Annotated in this window: 14 protein-coding genes and 2 pseudogenes; 10 read left to right on the forward strand and 6 right to left on the reverse strand. The window is 62.1% G+C overall.

The features are described from left to right. Nucleotides 1-395: 395 nt before the first annotated feature. The 5 genes and pseudogenes from LB566_RS27220 to LB566_RS27235 all read left to right on the forward strand — a co-directional run bounded on the left by LB566_RS27220 (nt 396) and on the right by LB566_RS27235 (nt 4,187). Entirely contained in the window at nt 396-1,352 is a 957-nt protein-coding gene (locus tag LB566_RS27220) for an ArdC family protein (protein WP_140554072.1), read from the forward strand. A gap of 43 nt (nt 1,353-1,395) precedes the next feature. After that, nucleotides 1,396-1,671 carry a DUF2958 domain-containing protein gene (locus tag LB566_RS27225; protein ID WP_140554071.1) on the forward strand — a complete coding sequence of 92 codons (276 nt, stop codon included), beginning with the start codon at nt 1,396-1,398 and terminating at the stop codon, nt 1,669-1,671. A gap of 30 nt (nt 1,672-1,701) precedes the next feature. Next, a pseudogene (locus LB566_RS30620) lies at nt 1,702-1,917 on the forward strand (hypothetical protein); the annotation flags it as partial. 16 nt (nt 1,918-1,933) lie between these two features. Then, nucleotides 1,934-2,968, forward strand: a complete 1,035-nt coding sequence (locus LB566_RS27230; protein ID WP_140554118.1) for a toprim domain-containing protein — start codon at nt 1,934-1,936, stop codon at nt 2,966-2,968. A 295-nt stretch (nt 2,969-3,263) separates the two neighbouring features. Continuing rightward, on the forward strand, nt 3,264-4,187 hold the full coding sequence (locus LB566_RS27235; protein ID WP_140554069.1) for a DUF2493 domain-containing protein: 924 nt from the start codon (nt 3,264-3,266) through the stop codon (nt 4,185-4,187). Between the two features lie 66 nt (nt 4,188-4,253). Here LB566_RS27235 and LB566_RS27240 read toward each other — a convergent pair whose 3' ends face one another. Continuing rightward, on the reverse strand, nt 4,254-5,120 hold the full coding sequence (locus LB566_RS27240; protein WP_140554067.1) for an alpha/beta fold hydrolase: 867 nt from the start codon (nt 5,118-5,120) through the stop codon (nt 4,254-4,256). A 978-nt stretch (nt 5,121-6,098) separates the two neighbouring features. Between LB566_RS27240 and LB566_RS27245 the strand changes: the two are divergent. The 3 genes and pseudogenes from LB566_RS27245 (at nt 6,099) to LB566_RS27255 (ending at nt 8,591) form a co-directional block, all read left to right on the forward strand. Next, a pseudogene (locus LB566_RS27245) lies at nt 6,099-7,245 on the forward strand (IS110 family transposase). A 550-nt stretch (nt 7,246-7,795) separates the two neighbouring features. Next, nucleotides 7,796-8,122 (forward strand): DUF736 domain-containing protein, encoded by a 327-nt coding sequence (locus tag LB566_RS27250; protein WP_140554064.1) that lies wholly within the window; start codon nt 7,796-7,798, stop codon nt 8,120-8,122. Nucleotides 8,123-8,264: 142 nt separating this feature from the next. Further along, complete coding sequence (locus tag LB566_RS27255) at nt 8,265-8,591, forward strand: DUF736 domain-containing protein (RefSeq protein ID WP_140554063.1); 327 nt, start codon at nt 8,265-8,267, stop codon at nt 8,589-8,591. A 147-nt stretch (nt 8,592-8,738) separates the two neighbouring features. On the opposite strand, the gene LB566_RS27260 is transcribed toward LB566_RS27255, so the two are convergent. The 4 genes from LB566_RS27260 to LB566_RS27275 form a co-directional block, all read right to left on the reverse strand. Next, entirely contained in the window at nt 8,739-9,020 is a 282-nt protein-coding gene (locus LB566_RS27260) for a WGR domain-containing protein (protein WP_318012751.1), read from the reverse strand. A gap of 136 nt (nt 9,021-9,156) precedes the next feature. Beyond that, nucleotides 9,157-9,639 carry a helix-turn-helix domain-containing protein gene (locus LB566_RS27265; RefSeq protein WP_140554115.1) on the reverse strand — a complete coding sequence of 161 codons (483 nt, stop codon included), beginning with the start codon at nt 9,637-9,639 and terminating at the stop codon, nt 9,157-9,159. 184 nt (nt 9,640-9,823) lie between these two features. After that, complete coding sequence (locus LB566_RS27270; RefSeq protein ID WP_140554061.1) at nt 9,824-10,159, reverse strand: hypothetical protein; 336 nt, start codon at nt 10,157-10,159, stop codon at nt 9,824-9,826. Next, nucleotides 10,159-10,857, reverse strand: coding sequence for a ParA family protein (locus LB566_RS27275; protein WP_140554059.1), 699 nt, complete (start codon nt 10,855-10,857; stop codon nt 10,159-10,161). Before LB566_RS27275 ends, LB566_RS27270 begins: the two co-directional genes overlap by 1 nt. Nucleotides 10,858-11,119: 262 nt before the next feature. Here LB566_RS27275 and LB566_RS27280 point away from each other — a divergent pair, with 262 nt between their 5' ends. Both LB566_RS27280 and LB566_RS27285 read left to right on the forward strand, forming a co-directional pair. Further along, on the forward strand, nt 11,120-11,524 hold the full coding sequence (locus tag LB566_RS27280) for a plasmid mobilization protein (RefSeq protein WP_140554058.1): 405 nt from the start codon (nt 11,120-11,122) through the stop codon (nt 11,522-11,524). Continuing rightward, entirely contained in the window at nt 11,524-13,641 is a 2,118-nt protein-coding gene (locus LB566_RS27285; RefSeq protein WP_140554056.1) for a relaxase/mobilization nuclease domain-containing protein, read from the forward strand. Before LB566_RS27280 ends, LB566_RS27285 begins: the two co-directional genes overlap by 1 nt. A gap of 51 nt (nt 13,642-13,692) precedes the next feature. On the opposite strand, the gene LB566_RS27290 is transcribed toward LB566_RS27285, so the two are convergent. Beyond that, nucleotides 13,693-16,089, reverse strand: a complete 2,397-nt coding sequence (locus LB566_RS27290; protein WP_140554055.1) for a transketolase — start codon at nt 16,087-16,089, stop codon at nt 13,693-13,695. Nucleotides 16,090-16,096 lie beyond the last annotated feature (7 nt).

A 16,096-nucleotide genomic window follows, 5' to 3' on the forward strand; every position in this document is an offset into this window, starting at 1 on the left:
TGTGCGGTCCTTGGCGGCGTGGTCGTTCGTGTGCCCACCGCTCCAGAGCCGAAACGGGCGGCTGGTCACAAAACCCGCCAGCATTCCACGACATTGTTGCTCCTCCGCAGCTCACCAGTCGTACCTCGAAAGTCTCTCGCGGCCAGCTGGGACAAGCGTAGACATCGCTGGGACGGCTGCGAGTACCTTGCCTGTGCGCGCGTCTGTGAGAGCGGTACGACACAGCCAACCGCTCCATGGATGGCGGTCGAACACTTTCCCCACGGCGCGCCTCTCGTGTCGGCGTCAACCCATGGCGTTGAGTGAGGGCGGTCAGAGTGAGAGTGCAAACGGGTGGGCCGCGACGGGTTGAGGGCTGGGAGAGAGGCTCCCGGCGCCCGTCGCGGAGACCCGCGATGTCCAGAAAGAACGCATCCGCTCGTGCCGGCCAGGACCGGACGAGCCTTTTTGACGAAATTACCGGCAAGATCATCGCCGAACTGGAGGCGGGGCGCGTGCCCTGGGTCCAGCCCTGGGGGACGGCGGCGGCGAAGGCGAGCCTCGCACTGCCGAGGAACGCCGCCACCGGCCGGCATTATTCCGGGATCAACGTTCTGATCCTCTGGGGCGCGGTGATCGAGCACGGATTTTCCGGCCAAAGCTGGCTCACCTTTCGCCAGGCGCTCGCGCTTGGCGGCAATGTGCGCACGGGCGAACGAGGCACGACCGTAGTCTATGCCGATCGCTTTGTGCCCGAAGATGAGAAGCGGCGCGCACGCGAGGCGGGCGAGGAAGCCCAGGCGATCCCGTTCCTGAAGCGCTTCACTGTCTTCAATGTCGCACAGTGCGAGAATCTGCCGGAGAGTGTGGGGATGGTCGCGCCGTCTCCGCCGCCGGCCCTGATCGAGCCAACAGTCGAGGCGTTGATCCGCGCGACGGCAATCGACTTCCGCATCGGCGGCAACCGCGCCTTCTACGTTCCGGCGCTCGACTATGTGCAGATCCCGCCGCCCCAGGCGTATTTCGAGCCTATCAACTGGCACCGAACGGCGTTGCACGAGTTGGGACACGCCACCGGGCATCCATCTCGTCTGGGCCGCGATATGACCGGTCGCTTCGGCACGAAGGATTACGCCTTCGAGGAGTTGGTCGCCGAGATGACCGCAGCCTTCTGCTGCGCATCGCTTGGCATCGTGCCGACCGTCCGGCACGCGGATTACATCGGGGCCTGGCTCGAGGTGCTGCGGGAGGACAATCGCGCCATCGTGCGCGCCGCGTCCTATGCCGGCAAGGCAGCTTGCTGGCTACTTGGCTTTGTCCCCGCCGGTGATGCAGACGAGGCCCAGCTTTCGACCGGCCAGACAATGGCCTGATCCTCCTACGCCTGATGCGAGCGCCTGCTCGCCAGCCACCGCGATGGCGACGGCCTCTCCACGTCAATGGACATCTTCATCCATCGACAGGCTCGCCGCCGAGCCCGATGAAGATCGCGACCCCTGTTCGGCCTTGGCTAATCTCGGCAAGCCCGAACTCGGCTCGGTCGTCATCGTCGACATAACGGCCGTCCGCCTCCCTGCCGGTCTCGGCATGGAACCTGACGTCCTGTTCGAGGATCCTGCTTCTCGTCTGTGTGTGGCGGCGAGCCGGCTATGGGAGCGGCAGCATCCCCGAGGGAGCCAGGCGGCCACGTGATGCGCTTTCACCGCTGACCGCGACCCATACATGATCCTGCCCGCGCACCTAAGCGGCGCCAGACAGCGAGAGGAGGAACGGGATTTTGTGACGGGTCGGAGGTCGAGAGAGAGGCTCTCGGCCGCCCGTCGCGGAGCAATCTCGATGCCTACTTTTGTCCAGAAGATCACGCTGCCCTCCTCGCGCAATATTCCCTTCACCCAGCTCGTGCTCGCGCAGTTCAACATCGGCGGCGTAGAGGCGGGCAGGCGGGGGTAGCATGATTACCCTTCACGACGCTTCCAACCTCGCACACCGTCTTGGCCGGCAGGCCGAGGCAGTGTGCCGTCATTATCTGTCCGTCGGTCACCGCGAGGGGCACTACTGGGTCGTAGGCGATGTGCGCAACACGCCCGGCCGCTCCATGTTTGTTCGGCTCGAGGACTCGCCGAAGGGCCCGGCCGGCAAATGGGTAGATGCCGCCACCGGCGAGCACGGCGATCTCCTCGACGTGATCCGGGAAAGCTGCGGTCTGCTCAGGTTCAAGGAAATTGCCGACGAGGCGCGGGCCTTCCTCAGCATGCCATTGCCCGGGCCGACGCCGGCCGCAATCCGTCAGCCCGCACCGCCGCATCGTTCACCCGTAGCCGCCCGCCGCCTGTTCGGTATGTCGCGGCCGATCGCGGGCACGCTCGTACAGTTGTATTTGCGCGAACGCGGCATTACCGATCTACGCGGAACCGGAAACCTGCGCTTCCACCCGCGCTGCTATTATCGTCCGGACGAGCATTCGCCGATCGAGACATGGCCGGCCATGATCGCGGCCGTAACCGACCTCGACGGCCGGATCAGCGGGGTGCATCGCACCTGGCTCGACCCGACACGCCGCGACAAGGCGCCTATCGACACGCCGAGACGGGCGCTGGGCGACCTTCTTGGCAATGCGGTCCGTTTCGGCATTGGTGGCGAGGTGTTAGCGGCAGGCGAAGGCATCGAGACCGTTCTGTCGATCCGGCAGGTCCTGCCCGACATGCCGATGCTCGCGGCACTCTCGGCAGCCCATCTCGCGGCGATCCATTTCCCCGACACGCTGCGGCGGCTCTATATTCTGCGCGACGATGATTCCGCCGGCGATCGCGCGCGGGACAGGCTGGTCGAACGGGCGAACGCGGCCGGGATCGAGTCGATCGTGATCTCGCCCCAGCTCGGCGACTTCAACGAGGATCTGTGCACCCTCGGCCTGGACGCACTGCGCATGGAAGCCCGGTTGCAGGTCGCGCCGCAGGACATGGCCCGCTTCATGGCGTTGACGACATAGCCGGCTGGAGGACAGGCGTGGGGATCGCCGCCGTGCTCGGCGGACGTCAATCCTTCGCAGAGGACCGTGCCTCGGCCTTCGAGAGAGCGATCGGCCCACAAGCCGGCCAGCCGGGCAATGGCTAAGGCCGACTATTTTCCGGCGCGGCCTCAAGGCCGCTTTCCATCGCGAGGCAAAATAGCCGGCCTTAGCCATCGAGCCCTGCGCTTGCGCTCCGCGTGCCCGGCCGTCGGGCCCGTGGGCTTCGTCGCCATAAAGGCCGCGACGGTCGCGGTCCAACCGACGGAGCATCCCCATGCGCGAGCACGACGACTACGAACCGCACCACGAATCCTCACCCACCGACCATGCCCTCAACGAACTCCAGCTCCATGGCTATCGCCCCTTTGCCGATGAGCCTGACCAGCGGCTTTTGCCCGACGGCAACCAGGTCGCGGGCGCTGTCGCCAACATCTTCGACGCCCTGATCGGCACCCTGGAGGACACGCGACTCGAACCCGACCTCGACGATCTCCTCTGGTCGACCACCAACGTATTCCACCGCGCCGCCGAGCGGATCGCGCGCGAGCTAGACGACAACGAGCAGGCGCAGAAGCGGTCGCAGCGAGAACAGGACGGCAGCGAGGTGAAGTCGGTCGAACTGGAGCGCCTGATCGCTGAGGGCATGACGCTCATCGAACGCCAGAACGCTTTCGAGCTGATGCGCGACCAGGCCGCCGAACACTACGAACGCCACGTTGGCAAGACTTGGCTCCCGCGCAGCGGATCGAGGGTCAACCATCGCGATCTGACCTCGGCGATGATCGACAGCCGCGATTTTCTGATGGCGAAGAAGCGCGCCGATCAGGAGGTGCTCCTGCCGCCGGGTCCGAAGATCGTCGTCACCGGTGGGCTCGACTTCGACAACCACCGGCTGATCTGGGCCAAGCTCGACCAAGTTCACGAGAAGCACCCCGACATGGTGCTGGTTCATGGCAAGTCGCCGAAGGGCGCCGAGAAGATTGCCTCGCTTTGGGCGAAGAACCGCAACGTGCCACAGATCGGCTTTGCGCCGGACTGGACGAAGCACGGCCGCGCCGCGCCCTTCAAGCGCAATGACACAATGCTGGAGATCGTGCCGAAGGGCGTGATGCACTTCCCCGGAACGGGCATCAACGACAATCTCGCCGACAAGGCCAAGAGGCTCGGCATCCCGGTGTGGAGGTTCGGCGGCGCTTAAGCCGCCTGATCGACTAGATCGGAGGTGGGAAGGGGCCGGTCTGGGGACACGACTGGTCGAAAGGCATCACTGCCTGGCGGACCGGAAGAACCTACGCAGTTCACGCGCCAGTATCTCAGGCGCCTCTTCCGCCATGTGGTGACCGCAGTCCAGGCTATGACCCCTCACGTCAGGGGCCCAGGAACGCCAGATCGCTGGAATGTCGCCGTATAGATCCTCTAGATCGTCACGAGCGGACCAAAGAACGAGAAGCGGACATTCGAGCATGCGGCGCGCGGCCCGATCCTCCTCATCGTGCTGACGATCGATCCCCAGCCCTGCCCGGTAGTCCTCGATCATGCCGTGAACCGTTGCCGGGTCGTGGATGGCGGTACGGAAGTCTGCGTAGGCTTCCCGACCCATATCCTCGGGACTCCCTCCGTACCAAGCGTCGGGGTCGGCCAAAATCGCACGTTCGGGTATTTCGGCCTGTGCGAAGAAGAACCAGTGCCACCAGGCTGTTGCAAACCGCGCGTCACAACGGGAAAGTGCTTCCGCGATGGGAATGCCCTCCAGGATCGCCAAGCGGCTCACCGACTCCGGATGGTCCATGGCGGTCCGAAACGCCGTGTAAGCGCCCCTATCGTGACCAACAAGCCCGAAATGAGCAAATCCGAGATGCTTCATGAGCGCAATACAGTCTCGAGCCTTGGCGCGCTTGGAAGAGCCTTCATGGTCGGGCGTGTCCTTGGGCTTGGATGATTGGCCAAAGCCGCGAAGGTCGGGGCAGATCACAGTATGATGCGCCGCCAGGAGCGGAGCCACACGGTGCCAGGTCGCATGCGTGCGCGGATGTCCGTGCAGCAGCAAAATCGGCGGCCCGTCCCCGCCCACGCGCACCCGGAGGATTGCTTCTGGCAGTGCGATTGTTTCCAGCTTGAAGCCCGCGAACATCAGCTCTTCGATAATACCGTCTGCAAATCGCTTTCGAGGCGCGGCGGGCCCCACATCCCTACGCCTCAGATTCGGAGGATAATGACGCGCGCACGCATCTGTTCCCAGACGGTCGCATGACGCGCCGCCGCCTCTCATGTGCGCTGATCCTTGACCCGGCTGACCGCTTGATGCCAACGGCCTCGCCGCTCGCCGCTCGCCGCTCGCCGCTCGCCGCTCGCCGCTCGCCGCTCGCCGCTCGCCGCTCGCCGCTCGCCGCTCGACCGCGATCGCCGCGTCGCGCCGACGCACGGCGCCGTGAAGCAGATCATGCCCTCGAACGATGGAAGATCTTTCGATCGTGGGCACAGCTCTTGCCGCGTATCGACATTCCTGCCGGTCGCTGACATGGCGGCGGCCATCAGCCGCCACGTCGCGCGGCTCAGGTCGGCATCGCCGCGGGACCACCATTTGATCCAGCTGGTGCCTTACTCGGAGCGCAAGATGCGGCATCGTTAAGTTTGACCGAACCGCTGATGCGCATGGACTTGGGAGACCTCCCCGTTGGCAGAACCGGGTGGAACACAGCAAAATGGCCTGAACCGAGGGGACGAAGCCGGTGCCTCTGGATGCGATGTCACCTTGCTTGCCCGACGGTCGCCATTGGTCGGTTTGGCCGTACCTTCTACCGCTCCACGCGGCCTCTTCGATGGCCTGATCTGGCCGAAGACCGGCTGACGCCTCAATCGCTTTTGACGCAACAGCGGCGTCGGACTTTCTTCCCCTTGCGGGACTCACCCACGCCACAGGCCGCGCGGGAGCCCCCGGGTCTCCGCCATTCCTCGCGAGACAAGAAAGACCTTCTTGGCTGTCAGGCCCCTGCGGGGTGCGTCGTCGATCGCCTGCGGCCTGCTGATCGCCATCGAGATCCTATGAGTAATGGCTACGACCTGCTCTGATGCAGCAGGCATTGTTGGCCGTTGCGGAAAGGAGCAGGAGATGACGCAGGACGGTATTCAAGAAAATGCGGCGCACAGGGAGCTTGATGCGATCTTCGTGTCGGTGGAGTTGAGCAAGAAGACCTGGTTGATCACCTCCATCTCACCGGGAGCTGGCGAGAAGCTATCGCGCCATTCCATCCCCGGCGGGGATATTGCTGGGCTTCTTGGTCGCCTCGCTCTTTTAAAGCAAAAGGCTCGTGACCGAACCGGCCGAGACTATCCGTTCGTCATCATCCAAGAAGCTGGGCTCGACGGCTTCTGGGTCCACCGGGTTCTGAAAGCAGAAGGCCACGACACTCATGTCGTTGACGCAGCATCCATAGCAACGTCTCGGCGCAAGCGGCGGGTCAAGACGGATCGGCTTGATGGCGAGACCCTTATCCGGGCGCTGCTGGCGTTCAAGCGTGGCGAACCGCGGGTCTGCTCCATGCTACGCGTGCCGACCCCCGATGAGGAGGATCGCCGCCGCATCGTCCGGGAGCGCAAGGTGTTGATGGAAGAACGTATCCGGCAACCGGATCAAGGGTCTTCTCTTGTCACAGGGCATCACCGGCTACGATCCTCTGCGACGTGATCGTCGCGATCAGCTGGAGACACTTCGCACAGGCGATGGACGGGATCTGCCCGAACATATGAAGCGCCAGGTTCTGCGTGAGGTCGACCGAATGGAAATGCTGCTCGATCAGATCAAGGCAGTCGAGGCGGAACGGGACGCCATGCTCGCCGAAGAACGCCGATCGGCGCGTGAAGTGGTTGTGCTGTCGAAAGTCGTCGGTATCGGACCGGAGTTTGCGGCCGTGCTGTGGGGAGAGGGCTTGTTCCGGTGCTTCGACAATCGCCGGCAGGTGGCGGCCTATGCCGGCCTTGCGCCGACGCCATGGCAAAGCGGGTCGATCGACCGGGAACAGGGGATCGGAAAATCCGGAAATCCGCGCCTGCGATCGACGCTGCTGGAAATGGCGTGGCTCTGGTTGCGGCACCAGCCCGCCTCAGCGCTCAGCCGCTGGTTCAACGAACGAGTCGCCCAGAATGGCGGACGCTTCAAGAAGGTGATGATCACCGCATTGGCCCGCAAGCTGGTCGTGGCTCTATGGAAATACGTCAGCGCCGGCGTGGTGATCGAAGGAGCGTTTGTCAGACCATGACGATCTGATCGCATTCCAGTTCGGCCTGGGCCTGATCAGCCCGCCGGAACCGGGTGGACGACCGCATTGCGGCATGGCTTTGACGCCGTCATCGAGACTGGTCTCGTCCTCCTGAGCCCTTGCCGCCGCAGGCGGGATTATGGTGCAGCCGCTCGAGCGGCGACCGGATGTGAGGTTGATACGTGCAAACGCGCGGAGCAGGAAACGGGCTCAGACCTCAGGTTCATGTGGCGGTAGGGATCGCGCTGCTTGTGCCGATGCATGGCTGAAGGGACAATGGCCAGCATCGTTCTCGTGGGACTGATGCTGGAATCCTCCCTGTGCGGCCTCTCTACTGGCTGGTCTGGCGCCGGTCGGGCCTCTGCCTGCAACGGCTTCGCCGACCTTCTTCCCCTGCGGCTTTGCCGCATTCCTCGCGGGACAACAAGCTCGGCTGCCGCCGTCCTCCGCTGACGCTGCGGTCCACAGGATGCAGTCGGCCCGATCGTCGCCTCACGACCGCTATCGAGGCCGCACAGGGCGGCTTCGGCAACCAGTCAGGAGAACGACAATGGCTACCATCGGCAACTTCCAGCAATCGGACAACAACGAGTTCAGCGGCGAGATCGTCACCCTCTCCCTCCAGGCCAAGAAGGTCCGTATCGTTCCCGATACGCGCTCCAGCGGCGAAAACGCTCCCAGCCACCGGGTCTTCGTCGGTCGGATCGAAATCGGGGCCGCCTGGTCCAAGCAGTCCAACGAGGGTCGCAGCTACCTGGGTCTCAAGCTCGACGACCCGAGCTTCACCGCTCCGATCTACGCCAACCTCGTCGAGGGTGAGGACGGCCAGGGCTACAGCCTCATCTGGTCACGTCCGAACCGCCGCAACGGCGACTGAGCACCCTGCCAGGACGCCTCGCACCCAGCGGGGCGTCCTCCAGAAACCGGCCACTCAGCAGCTCAGAGCCACAGCTTGACGAGCGGTCCCTCATGTGAGGCCGCAATGGTGCGGGCTCGGAAAACGGACAAGGAGACCTACAATGGCGACCATCGGTATTTTCAAGAAGACCGGCTCCAACGAGTTCACCGGCGAAATCGTTACGCTCAGCGTCCAAGTCAAGGCTGTGCGCATCGTCCCCGACCAGCGCCCCACGAACGAAAACGCCCCCACACACCGCGTGCTGGTCGGCCGCGCTGAGATCGGCGCTGCCTGGTCCAAGCGCTCCAGCGATGGCCGCGACTATATGGGCCTCAAGCTCGATGATCCAAGCTTCAACGCCCCGATCTACGCCAACCTTTTCGAAGACGAGGAAGGCCAAGGCTTCTCGCTGATCTGGTCCCGTCCTAATAGCCGGCGTGGCGACTGAGGTCCGCAAGTGCCCCGGCCTGTTCGGCCGGGGCATCTGGCCTCTCAGGTCGTGAGAGCAACCTTGAGCAAGAGCGAAGCGGTCCGCAGAAAGGCGTTAGTCGAAAGCAGGTTCTGCGCGCTAGAAACGATCGTGGTTTCATCGATCCTAGCTCATGTAACCCCGCTTGATCTTTCGTCCCGCCAACCGCGACTGCTCCGAGGCTGCCTGCCTGCAATCTTCGAAAAAGTGGACTTTCTGGCGGCCTCGGGTGCCAATCCGTCCCCATAGCCGGACCAGCGACATTTCGCCGAACAGGGTGGGTTGCAATGACAGGACATAAAATCGTGCCATGTTACGAGCGCCATCAATACGGCGCAGGAATACGGGTCGGGCGCGTTGTTCATGCATCCGACTATCGATCCTCGCCATGGGATCCGTCCAATGCATCTTTCGAATCCGTGGCTCGGCATCGATTCAAAAACTTGATCGAATGTCGCCTTATCGGACAAAGGCGAGGGGGCAGCATGACGACACGTCTGCAAACGGGGACAGCTTTCCCGGAGGGCTAATCCTCCCGGGCTAATCACCGGTCGCGCGGATGGTCGCCGGCCTGTTCACCGACGAGGCCCTCGACAAGGTTCAACAGGCTTGAGGCGGTGGAAGCAGGCATATCAAGCACACGCAAGATCAGCTTCAGCTTGTCGTCGGCTTCCTGACGACTCTCACCGAAAAAATGCGGGGCTGCGAAATGGATCATTTCGATCGGTGAGCAGTCCAGAATCTCGCAGATGTGAAGTAGTCTGGTCGCATGCAGCTTTGAAAAGGCGCGCTCGTAACGTGCAAAGATCGTCTCGTGCAAGCCGACCATGATCCCCATCTGCGCCCGATTGAGCCGCCTGGCGTCGCGACGCTCCCGTACGAACCGACTGAAAGCCTGCTCCATGTCGCCGAAGCTCCGGATGCCTTCGAAACCTGGTTTCCTGTAGACCGGCTTCTCGGACTCAGCGTCTGCCGTTTCGATGAGTCCATGCTCGTCTATGTATTTCTGGACGTCCTTGATTGCCATTGCGACGGGTTTACCCGCTCCTGTGTGTGCCGCGAAGCGCGCCCACAAGACGCGACTCTTCGCCCCAAATTGCCCGATACATGAAAAAACAGAGCCAACGTGACCTCAAGCCTAGCAGGTGAGTGGGCCTGCGATCAAATTCCATATCCAGGACCATGAAGGGAGATCTGTCGATCGGCTGTAATCAAAGGCCAAGGTCGTCCAGATACTTTGCGATCGCCTGTTCCATGATCGCCTGCATCGATGTTTCGGCGGTGAAGGAGGCCAGTTTCAGCCGCCGCTTGGTCGCTCGGTCGAGGTTCACGTTCACAAAGCAACTTTCCCCCTTCACCCGCTCTCGCTTCATCCTGCGCAAGGCCTTCCTGGCCTCCTGCCTCAAGTCGCTGCCCGTCTGCGATGTGCCGTCGGGCTCGCGGTCTGTGCTGATGTCATTGGACGGGCGATCTTCGTCACCTCCCGACGATTGCTTTCGCGCAGCGAGTGCGAACTCGTCCAGGGACAGGCTTTCCTTGCGGCCCATCAGGCGTGCTCGGCTTTTGGAAGGGGACTCAACAGGGCATCGATCTCGCCCACCACTTCTTGCGTCTCGCGACGCGCTTTGCCTACAGCCTCGGACAACGCCTGCATCTGGAGAGTGCCAGTGCCGTTCTGGATATCCTTATAGATGTTGCGTTCCATTACCTCGGCCCTAAAGAGATAGGTCCCGACCTTGTCCTCGATGATGGGACGAATCTTGCGATAAAGTTCCGTCTGCCGAACAGTCATCGAAATCCGGGTGCGCAAGACGCCGTGGCGACATGACCCGCCGCGGAGCTCGTTGACCCTCACGACGGACTGGAAGCAGTCAATCGCGCCCAAGACCTCGCGCTTGGACGGCTGAATTGGAGAGATCACCAGATCGGACCGTCCAATCACAGGGTCAATGGTGGAAATATCCTCTCCAGGCGTGTCGATGAGGAGGTAGTCAAAACGATGGGCATGGCGCTCAATGAACGCATCCAGCGACTTGGCCGTCTTATGGCCGAAGACGCTGATGCCTTCTGGTTGCGCGGCCTTGTCGTGGCAGTCGCTCCACCATTTGGTCAGATTGCTTCTACCATCCATGTCAACCATCGCGACCGTCGTACCGCGCAATGCATACTCGCCGGCAATGTTCATCAAAGTGGTGGTCTTGCCGGCGCCGCCTTTGCCATTGATGGCGGAGATCACGATAGGCATGCGCGAATTCTCCTCTGAGCGTGTGTTTCTACTCGCACACGAATCCAGGATTGCTCAAGTATGGGTCCGTGGGCACATGAATTTCTATGAATGTAGAAAAACGATGTCTGAATGACAATGATAAAGTGTTTTTTTTGGGAAAATTCCTGCTTTCCGATGTCATATTGGTTGGCAGGATACGGAAAAATGTGATACATTTTTCCTGACGATCGGGGGACAAGCCCCCGATCCGCGGCTTGGCCGCGAGCGAGGCAGACGGTCCATGACTCCAGCCAACGCAACGGTTTCAGGTCGGCCGGCGAGGAGGGAGAAGGTCGCGCATATTCGGTTCGCGCCAGAGGAACTTGCCGCGCTCGCGTCGGCTGCGGAGACCGCCGGCCTGTCGGTTTCGGCCTTCGTCCGCTCGCTTGCTTGCGAGGGGGCGGGCCTCCGGCCGTTTTTGAATGAGGAGGATCAGGCGATCCTGCAACTCCTCGCCAAGGATTTGCGTGCTGTTGGCAACGCTCTCAATCAGGCCATACGCGAACTCAACACTGGGCGCATGGCTGCGGCTTCGGATGTAGCCGCAGCCGCGGACGATGCCCGCGCCATTGCATTGACGGTCGCGGCCGAGCTCTCTCAGATGACGAAGCGCGCCAGCTCGGCTCGCCGCCTTGGTGCGCGCTAATGGAATTCTTCCTGGGTGCTTTCGAACGGGACTGGGAACGCCGTCGCGCAGCGCTGCTTCACGAACTGCAGCTGGGACGAGGCGAGCGCCATGAATGGGAGTGGTGTCGAAAGGGCGGGGCGGCGTTCAGCCCAGACGACACACAAGGCGGCGGCAGGCTTTCGTTTCGTCGCAGGGACGTCGAGCTCCATCGGTCGATTCGACAACGGATCATAGCCGTGGCGCATGGAAGCCAGCCGGCGGTGGTCAAGCTCGCTTCCTATGGTGGAGGCGTGCGCGTCGCCGCGATGCTCGGCTATACTTCCCGGAATGGCGAACTGGCGGTCGAAACCGAGAAGGGCGAGCAGATCACCGGAAAGGCGGCCCTCTCGCAGCTGCGCACGCAATGGGAGCATCTTTTCGACAATCGTGCCTCGAGCCGGGACATTGGTCTGTTCCAGGTAGCGGTAAACAAAAAGACACAGGAAAACGATCGCGACCAGATCTTTCGCCATGTCCTGCGCGCCGCATTCGGAGAGCGCCGCTTTGTCTATGCAATCGAAGACGTGGACGGCGCTCATCTTCGAGTGCACGGGGTCCTGCTATTGCGCGGGCCTGACGGCGAGCGCCTGAGCGGCGACGCAAAGGCTGCTGCAATCGCACAGGAGCGGTTCGACAGGAGCAAGATCGGCAGCGTCGTGCAGGCGCGAATTCTATTTCGCGGTCACGGCAATGGCGTTGCCTTCGCGCTGAGCCGGGTTCGTGAAATGGTCGAACGCTTTGATGGGCAGGTGCGCGATAATAGGGGCACCTGCATCGCTACTTTCGAGCGGGCCGGCGGTCTCGTCCAGAGGCATTGGCGCAGGCAAATGCAAAGCCGCAAGGGACGTGACGTCATGCATCTAATCTTGTCCGCGCGCGCTGGCACCGATCCAACCGCCTTTCGAGATGCGGTGCGGGACTTCCTGGGCGATCAATTCGCAGGGCATCGCTACGCTTACGCCATGCACGATCCGGCTGAGGATCCAAAGGGAATGGCGCAGGGTGGCAAGCGGCCGCATATCCACGCTCACGCGATCGTCACCATGCGTTCGGAGTCAGGAGAACGTATCGAGACCAGCCCCCAGGTCTTCCGGGCGTGGCGCTCATTGATGGCCGAGAAAGCCCGACAGCGCGGAATCAATATGGAGCTGACCGACCGTCGCGAATTTGCAAGTGCGCCCGCCTATACTCGAACCCAGGTGCGGCCTGTCAGCTATGCGGGGAGAACCGAGCATGAGGGCACCAGCCAGTCGGCACGGGAACGCTATCTAGCCAAGCGTTCCAATATCCCTGACGCAGCACTGTCGAGCCGGAGTGCCCAATACGCGGCAGCGGCTGCCCAGGTATGGCGCGAAATTGCGCGTGATAGCTCGGTCAGGAAGGTCGCCGAGTTCGCCGAAGATCATCTCGAACGAATCCGGGCCGCATTGCGGGTTAGCCAAATCCACGCGACTGCGGTCTATCGGCGAAGGCCGGACACGAATGAGGCTAAGGGACATCTGTCACGAGAACTTTTTGGAGGCGACGAGGCTGCCATGCATGCGATGACACGTGCTGAATTGCAGGCATACGAGAAACGGGTCGAGGCCATTCTGGCCGACATTGAGCGTTCCGTCGGGCCGGGCGAGCGGGCCCGATTCCACGAGATCACAGAAGCCGCGCGCGAGGTGATGAGCATCCGCCGGGAAAATCTCCGGTTCTCCGAACAACAGCCTGTCGCAGGCGAGGTGGGTCGCGGCAAGCCAAGCGCCTCCCGCGAGGTTTCGACGTCGGCCGAGGCCGATCCGCAGGATGCTCGAACGCCACCGAAGTCGACGCACGAGCCGGTTTCTGGCAACGCGGCATTGGACCGAAGCCATGAGCTTCCGCGAGACGAACGGTTGGGGAGCGCTCGTCAGGCCCGTGACCCTCCCGGTTGGATTGCCGCCGAAAGGATGAATGAAGCCGGGCAGCCGGCGGCTGAAAGACCGAGTGGAATCCCGGAGCGGTGTGCCTCGCAAACTGATGCATCGCAACGATCGCCAGAGCACCTGCGCGAATTGGAGCAGGAATTGGAACAGCGCCACATGCGTGATCGCGACGAGCGCGAGCAGTAGGGAGGAACCGCACAAGCGTCCGCTGGCCATGTGCCTCGTTGAGCCGAGATTTTAGAGTGCGGCTCGCAAATGCCGGATTGGCCTTCCGGGCGACAGCGACTGCGCGGCTTGTGCAATGCTTTGCGCGTCAATTCCATAATGCCGATACAGATCTGCGATGGTGCCCGTCTGGCCGAAATCTTCTACGCCGAGGGACCGGGTCTTATGGCCCTGGACGGACCCGAGCCAGGCAAGGGTCGCAGGGTGGCCATCGATCACGGTGATGAGCCCGCAATTGGAGGGGACGCCGGCGAGCAATCGTTCGATGTGGCTTCGTGCGTGTGCCAGGCCGTGCTCCCTTGCGCGCTGCGCAGCAGTCCATCCGGCATTCAGGCGGTCTGCAGACGTTACGGCCAAGAGGCCTACGTCGCGGCGGTCCTCCCCGATCAACCCGATCGCATTTATCGCTTCGGGTGCAATCGCTCCCGTATAGGCGACCACGATCTGGGCATTTGGTCCTGGCTTGCGCATCCAATAGCCTCCACTGAGGATGTCTTCAGCCAACGCCTGATCAACAACGCGTTTGGGCTGCTCAATCGGCCGCGTCGAAAGTCTGAGATACACGGAGCCACCCGTTGCGTCCCTGAGCCAGCTCACGGCATCGGCATGACCATCTCCATCGCGCTGCATGTAGTCGAATGAAAACCGCAGGATTGTTGCGAGCTCGTCAACGAAGGCTGGCTCGAAGCTGGCAAGCCCGTCCTGCGCCATGCCGATCAGTGGTGTTGCTATCGATTGGTGTGCGCCGCCTTCAGGCGCCAAACTGATCCCAGAGGGAGTGGCCACGACAATGAAGCGGGCATCTTGGTAGCAGGCATAGTTCAGAGCATCGAGGCCGCGCTCGATAAACGGATCATAGAGGGTTCCTACCGGTAACAGCCGTTCGCCAAATATCGAATGGGAGAGCCCGAGAGCGGAGAGAGTTAGAAACAGGTTCATCTCGGCAATGCCGAGTTCGATGTGTTGGCCCTTTGGCGAGAATTCCCAGTTGAAGGTCGAAGGAATCCGCTCTTTTCTGAACAGGTCGGCCTTCTCTTCCCGGGCAAACAGACCTCGGCGATTTACCCATGCGCCAAGGTTGGTAGAGATGGTCACGTCCGGCGACACCGTGACGATCCTTCTCGCGAGATCAGTGTCGGCCTTGGCGATCTCGTGCATGAGAGTTCCAAAGCCATGCTGCGTCGAAACTGGCGATTGCACTTCAATGGTGAAGGCAGCAGGAACAGCGATTTTCCCGGCCTGATGGGGCGCTCGGCGCCGGGCGTTGAATGGGGCCGCCTGTACAAAAACGGCCAGTTCTTCGGCGGGCAGCAGGAGACCTTCATATGGATCCCATTCGTAACCGGGCCGAACGCCAAGGCTAGCGCGCAGGTCCTCGACCTGCTTTGAGGTCATCAGCCCCGCATGGTTATCCTTGTGGCCCGCCAGCGGCAGGCCGAATCCCTTGATCGTGTAGGCGACAAAGCAAACCGGGCGATCGTGCTCGCGCGCGTCCTGGAAGGCCTGCAACAATGAGCGCAAGTCGTGCCCACCGAGGTTGGTCATCAAACGCGCTAGGTCTTGATCCGAGCGGCTTTCAATCAGCTTGGAAGCCTGGCCTTGGTCGCCAAGATCATCGATCAAGCGCTTTCGCCATGCCGCCCCGCCTTGGTAGGCCAAAGCCGAGTAGAGCTGGTTGGGACAGTTGTCGATCCAGCTTCGCAAAGCCTCGCCCCCGGGTTCCTGGAAGGCTTCCTCGAGGAGGGAACCGTATTTGAGGATCACCACCTCCCAACCGAAATCGCGAAACAGCGAGACGAAGCGCTCCCATAACCCTTCCCGCACCACCGCGTCCAAGCTTTGTCGATTGTAGTCGACGATCCACCAGGTGTTGCGGAGTCCGTGTTTCCAGCCCTCAAGCAGAGCTTCAAAGATGTTACCCTCATCCATCTCGGCATCGCCGATGAGCGCGACCATGCGGCCCTCGGCGAGAGTGCAGGCCATGCCTTTGGCTCGAAGATAATCCTGCACCAATGAGGAAAACAGCGTCTGTGCGACCCCCAGGCCGACGGAGCCCGTCGAGAAGTCCACGTCGTCGGTATCCTTCGTGCGTGATGGATAAGATTGCGCCCCTCCGTAGCCGCGGAACGATTCCAATTTCGAGCGTGTCTGCTTGCCGAAGAGATACTGAATGGCATGGAAGACCGGACTTGCGTGCGGCTTCACCGCGACCCTGTCTTCAGGACGCAAGACCGCGAAGTAGAGCGCCGTCATTATGGTGGCGAGCGATGCCGACGATGCTTGGTGGCCTCCAACTTTGAGCCCGTCGTCATTGGGTCGAAGATTGTTGGCATTGTGGATCATCCATGTGGACAACCACAGCACCTTCCGCTCGAGAGCCTCAAGGCACGCAAGTTTAGGATCGTCCATGTCGTGC

This window comes from Mesorhizobium sp. CA13 (assembly GCF_020165235.1).
Classification (GTDB): Bacteria; Pseudomonadota; Alphaproteobacteria; order Rhizobiales; family Rhizobiaceae; genus Mesorhizobium.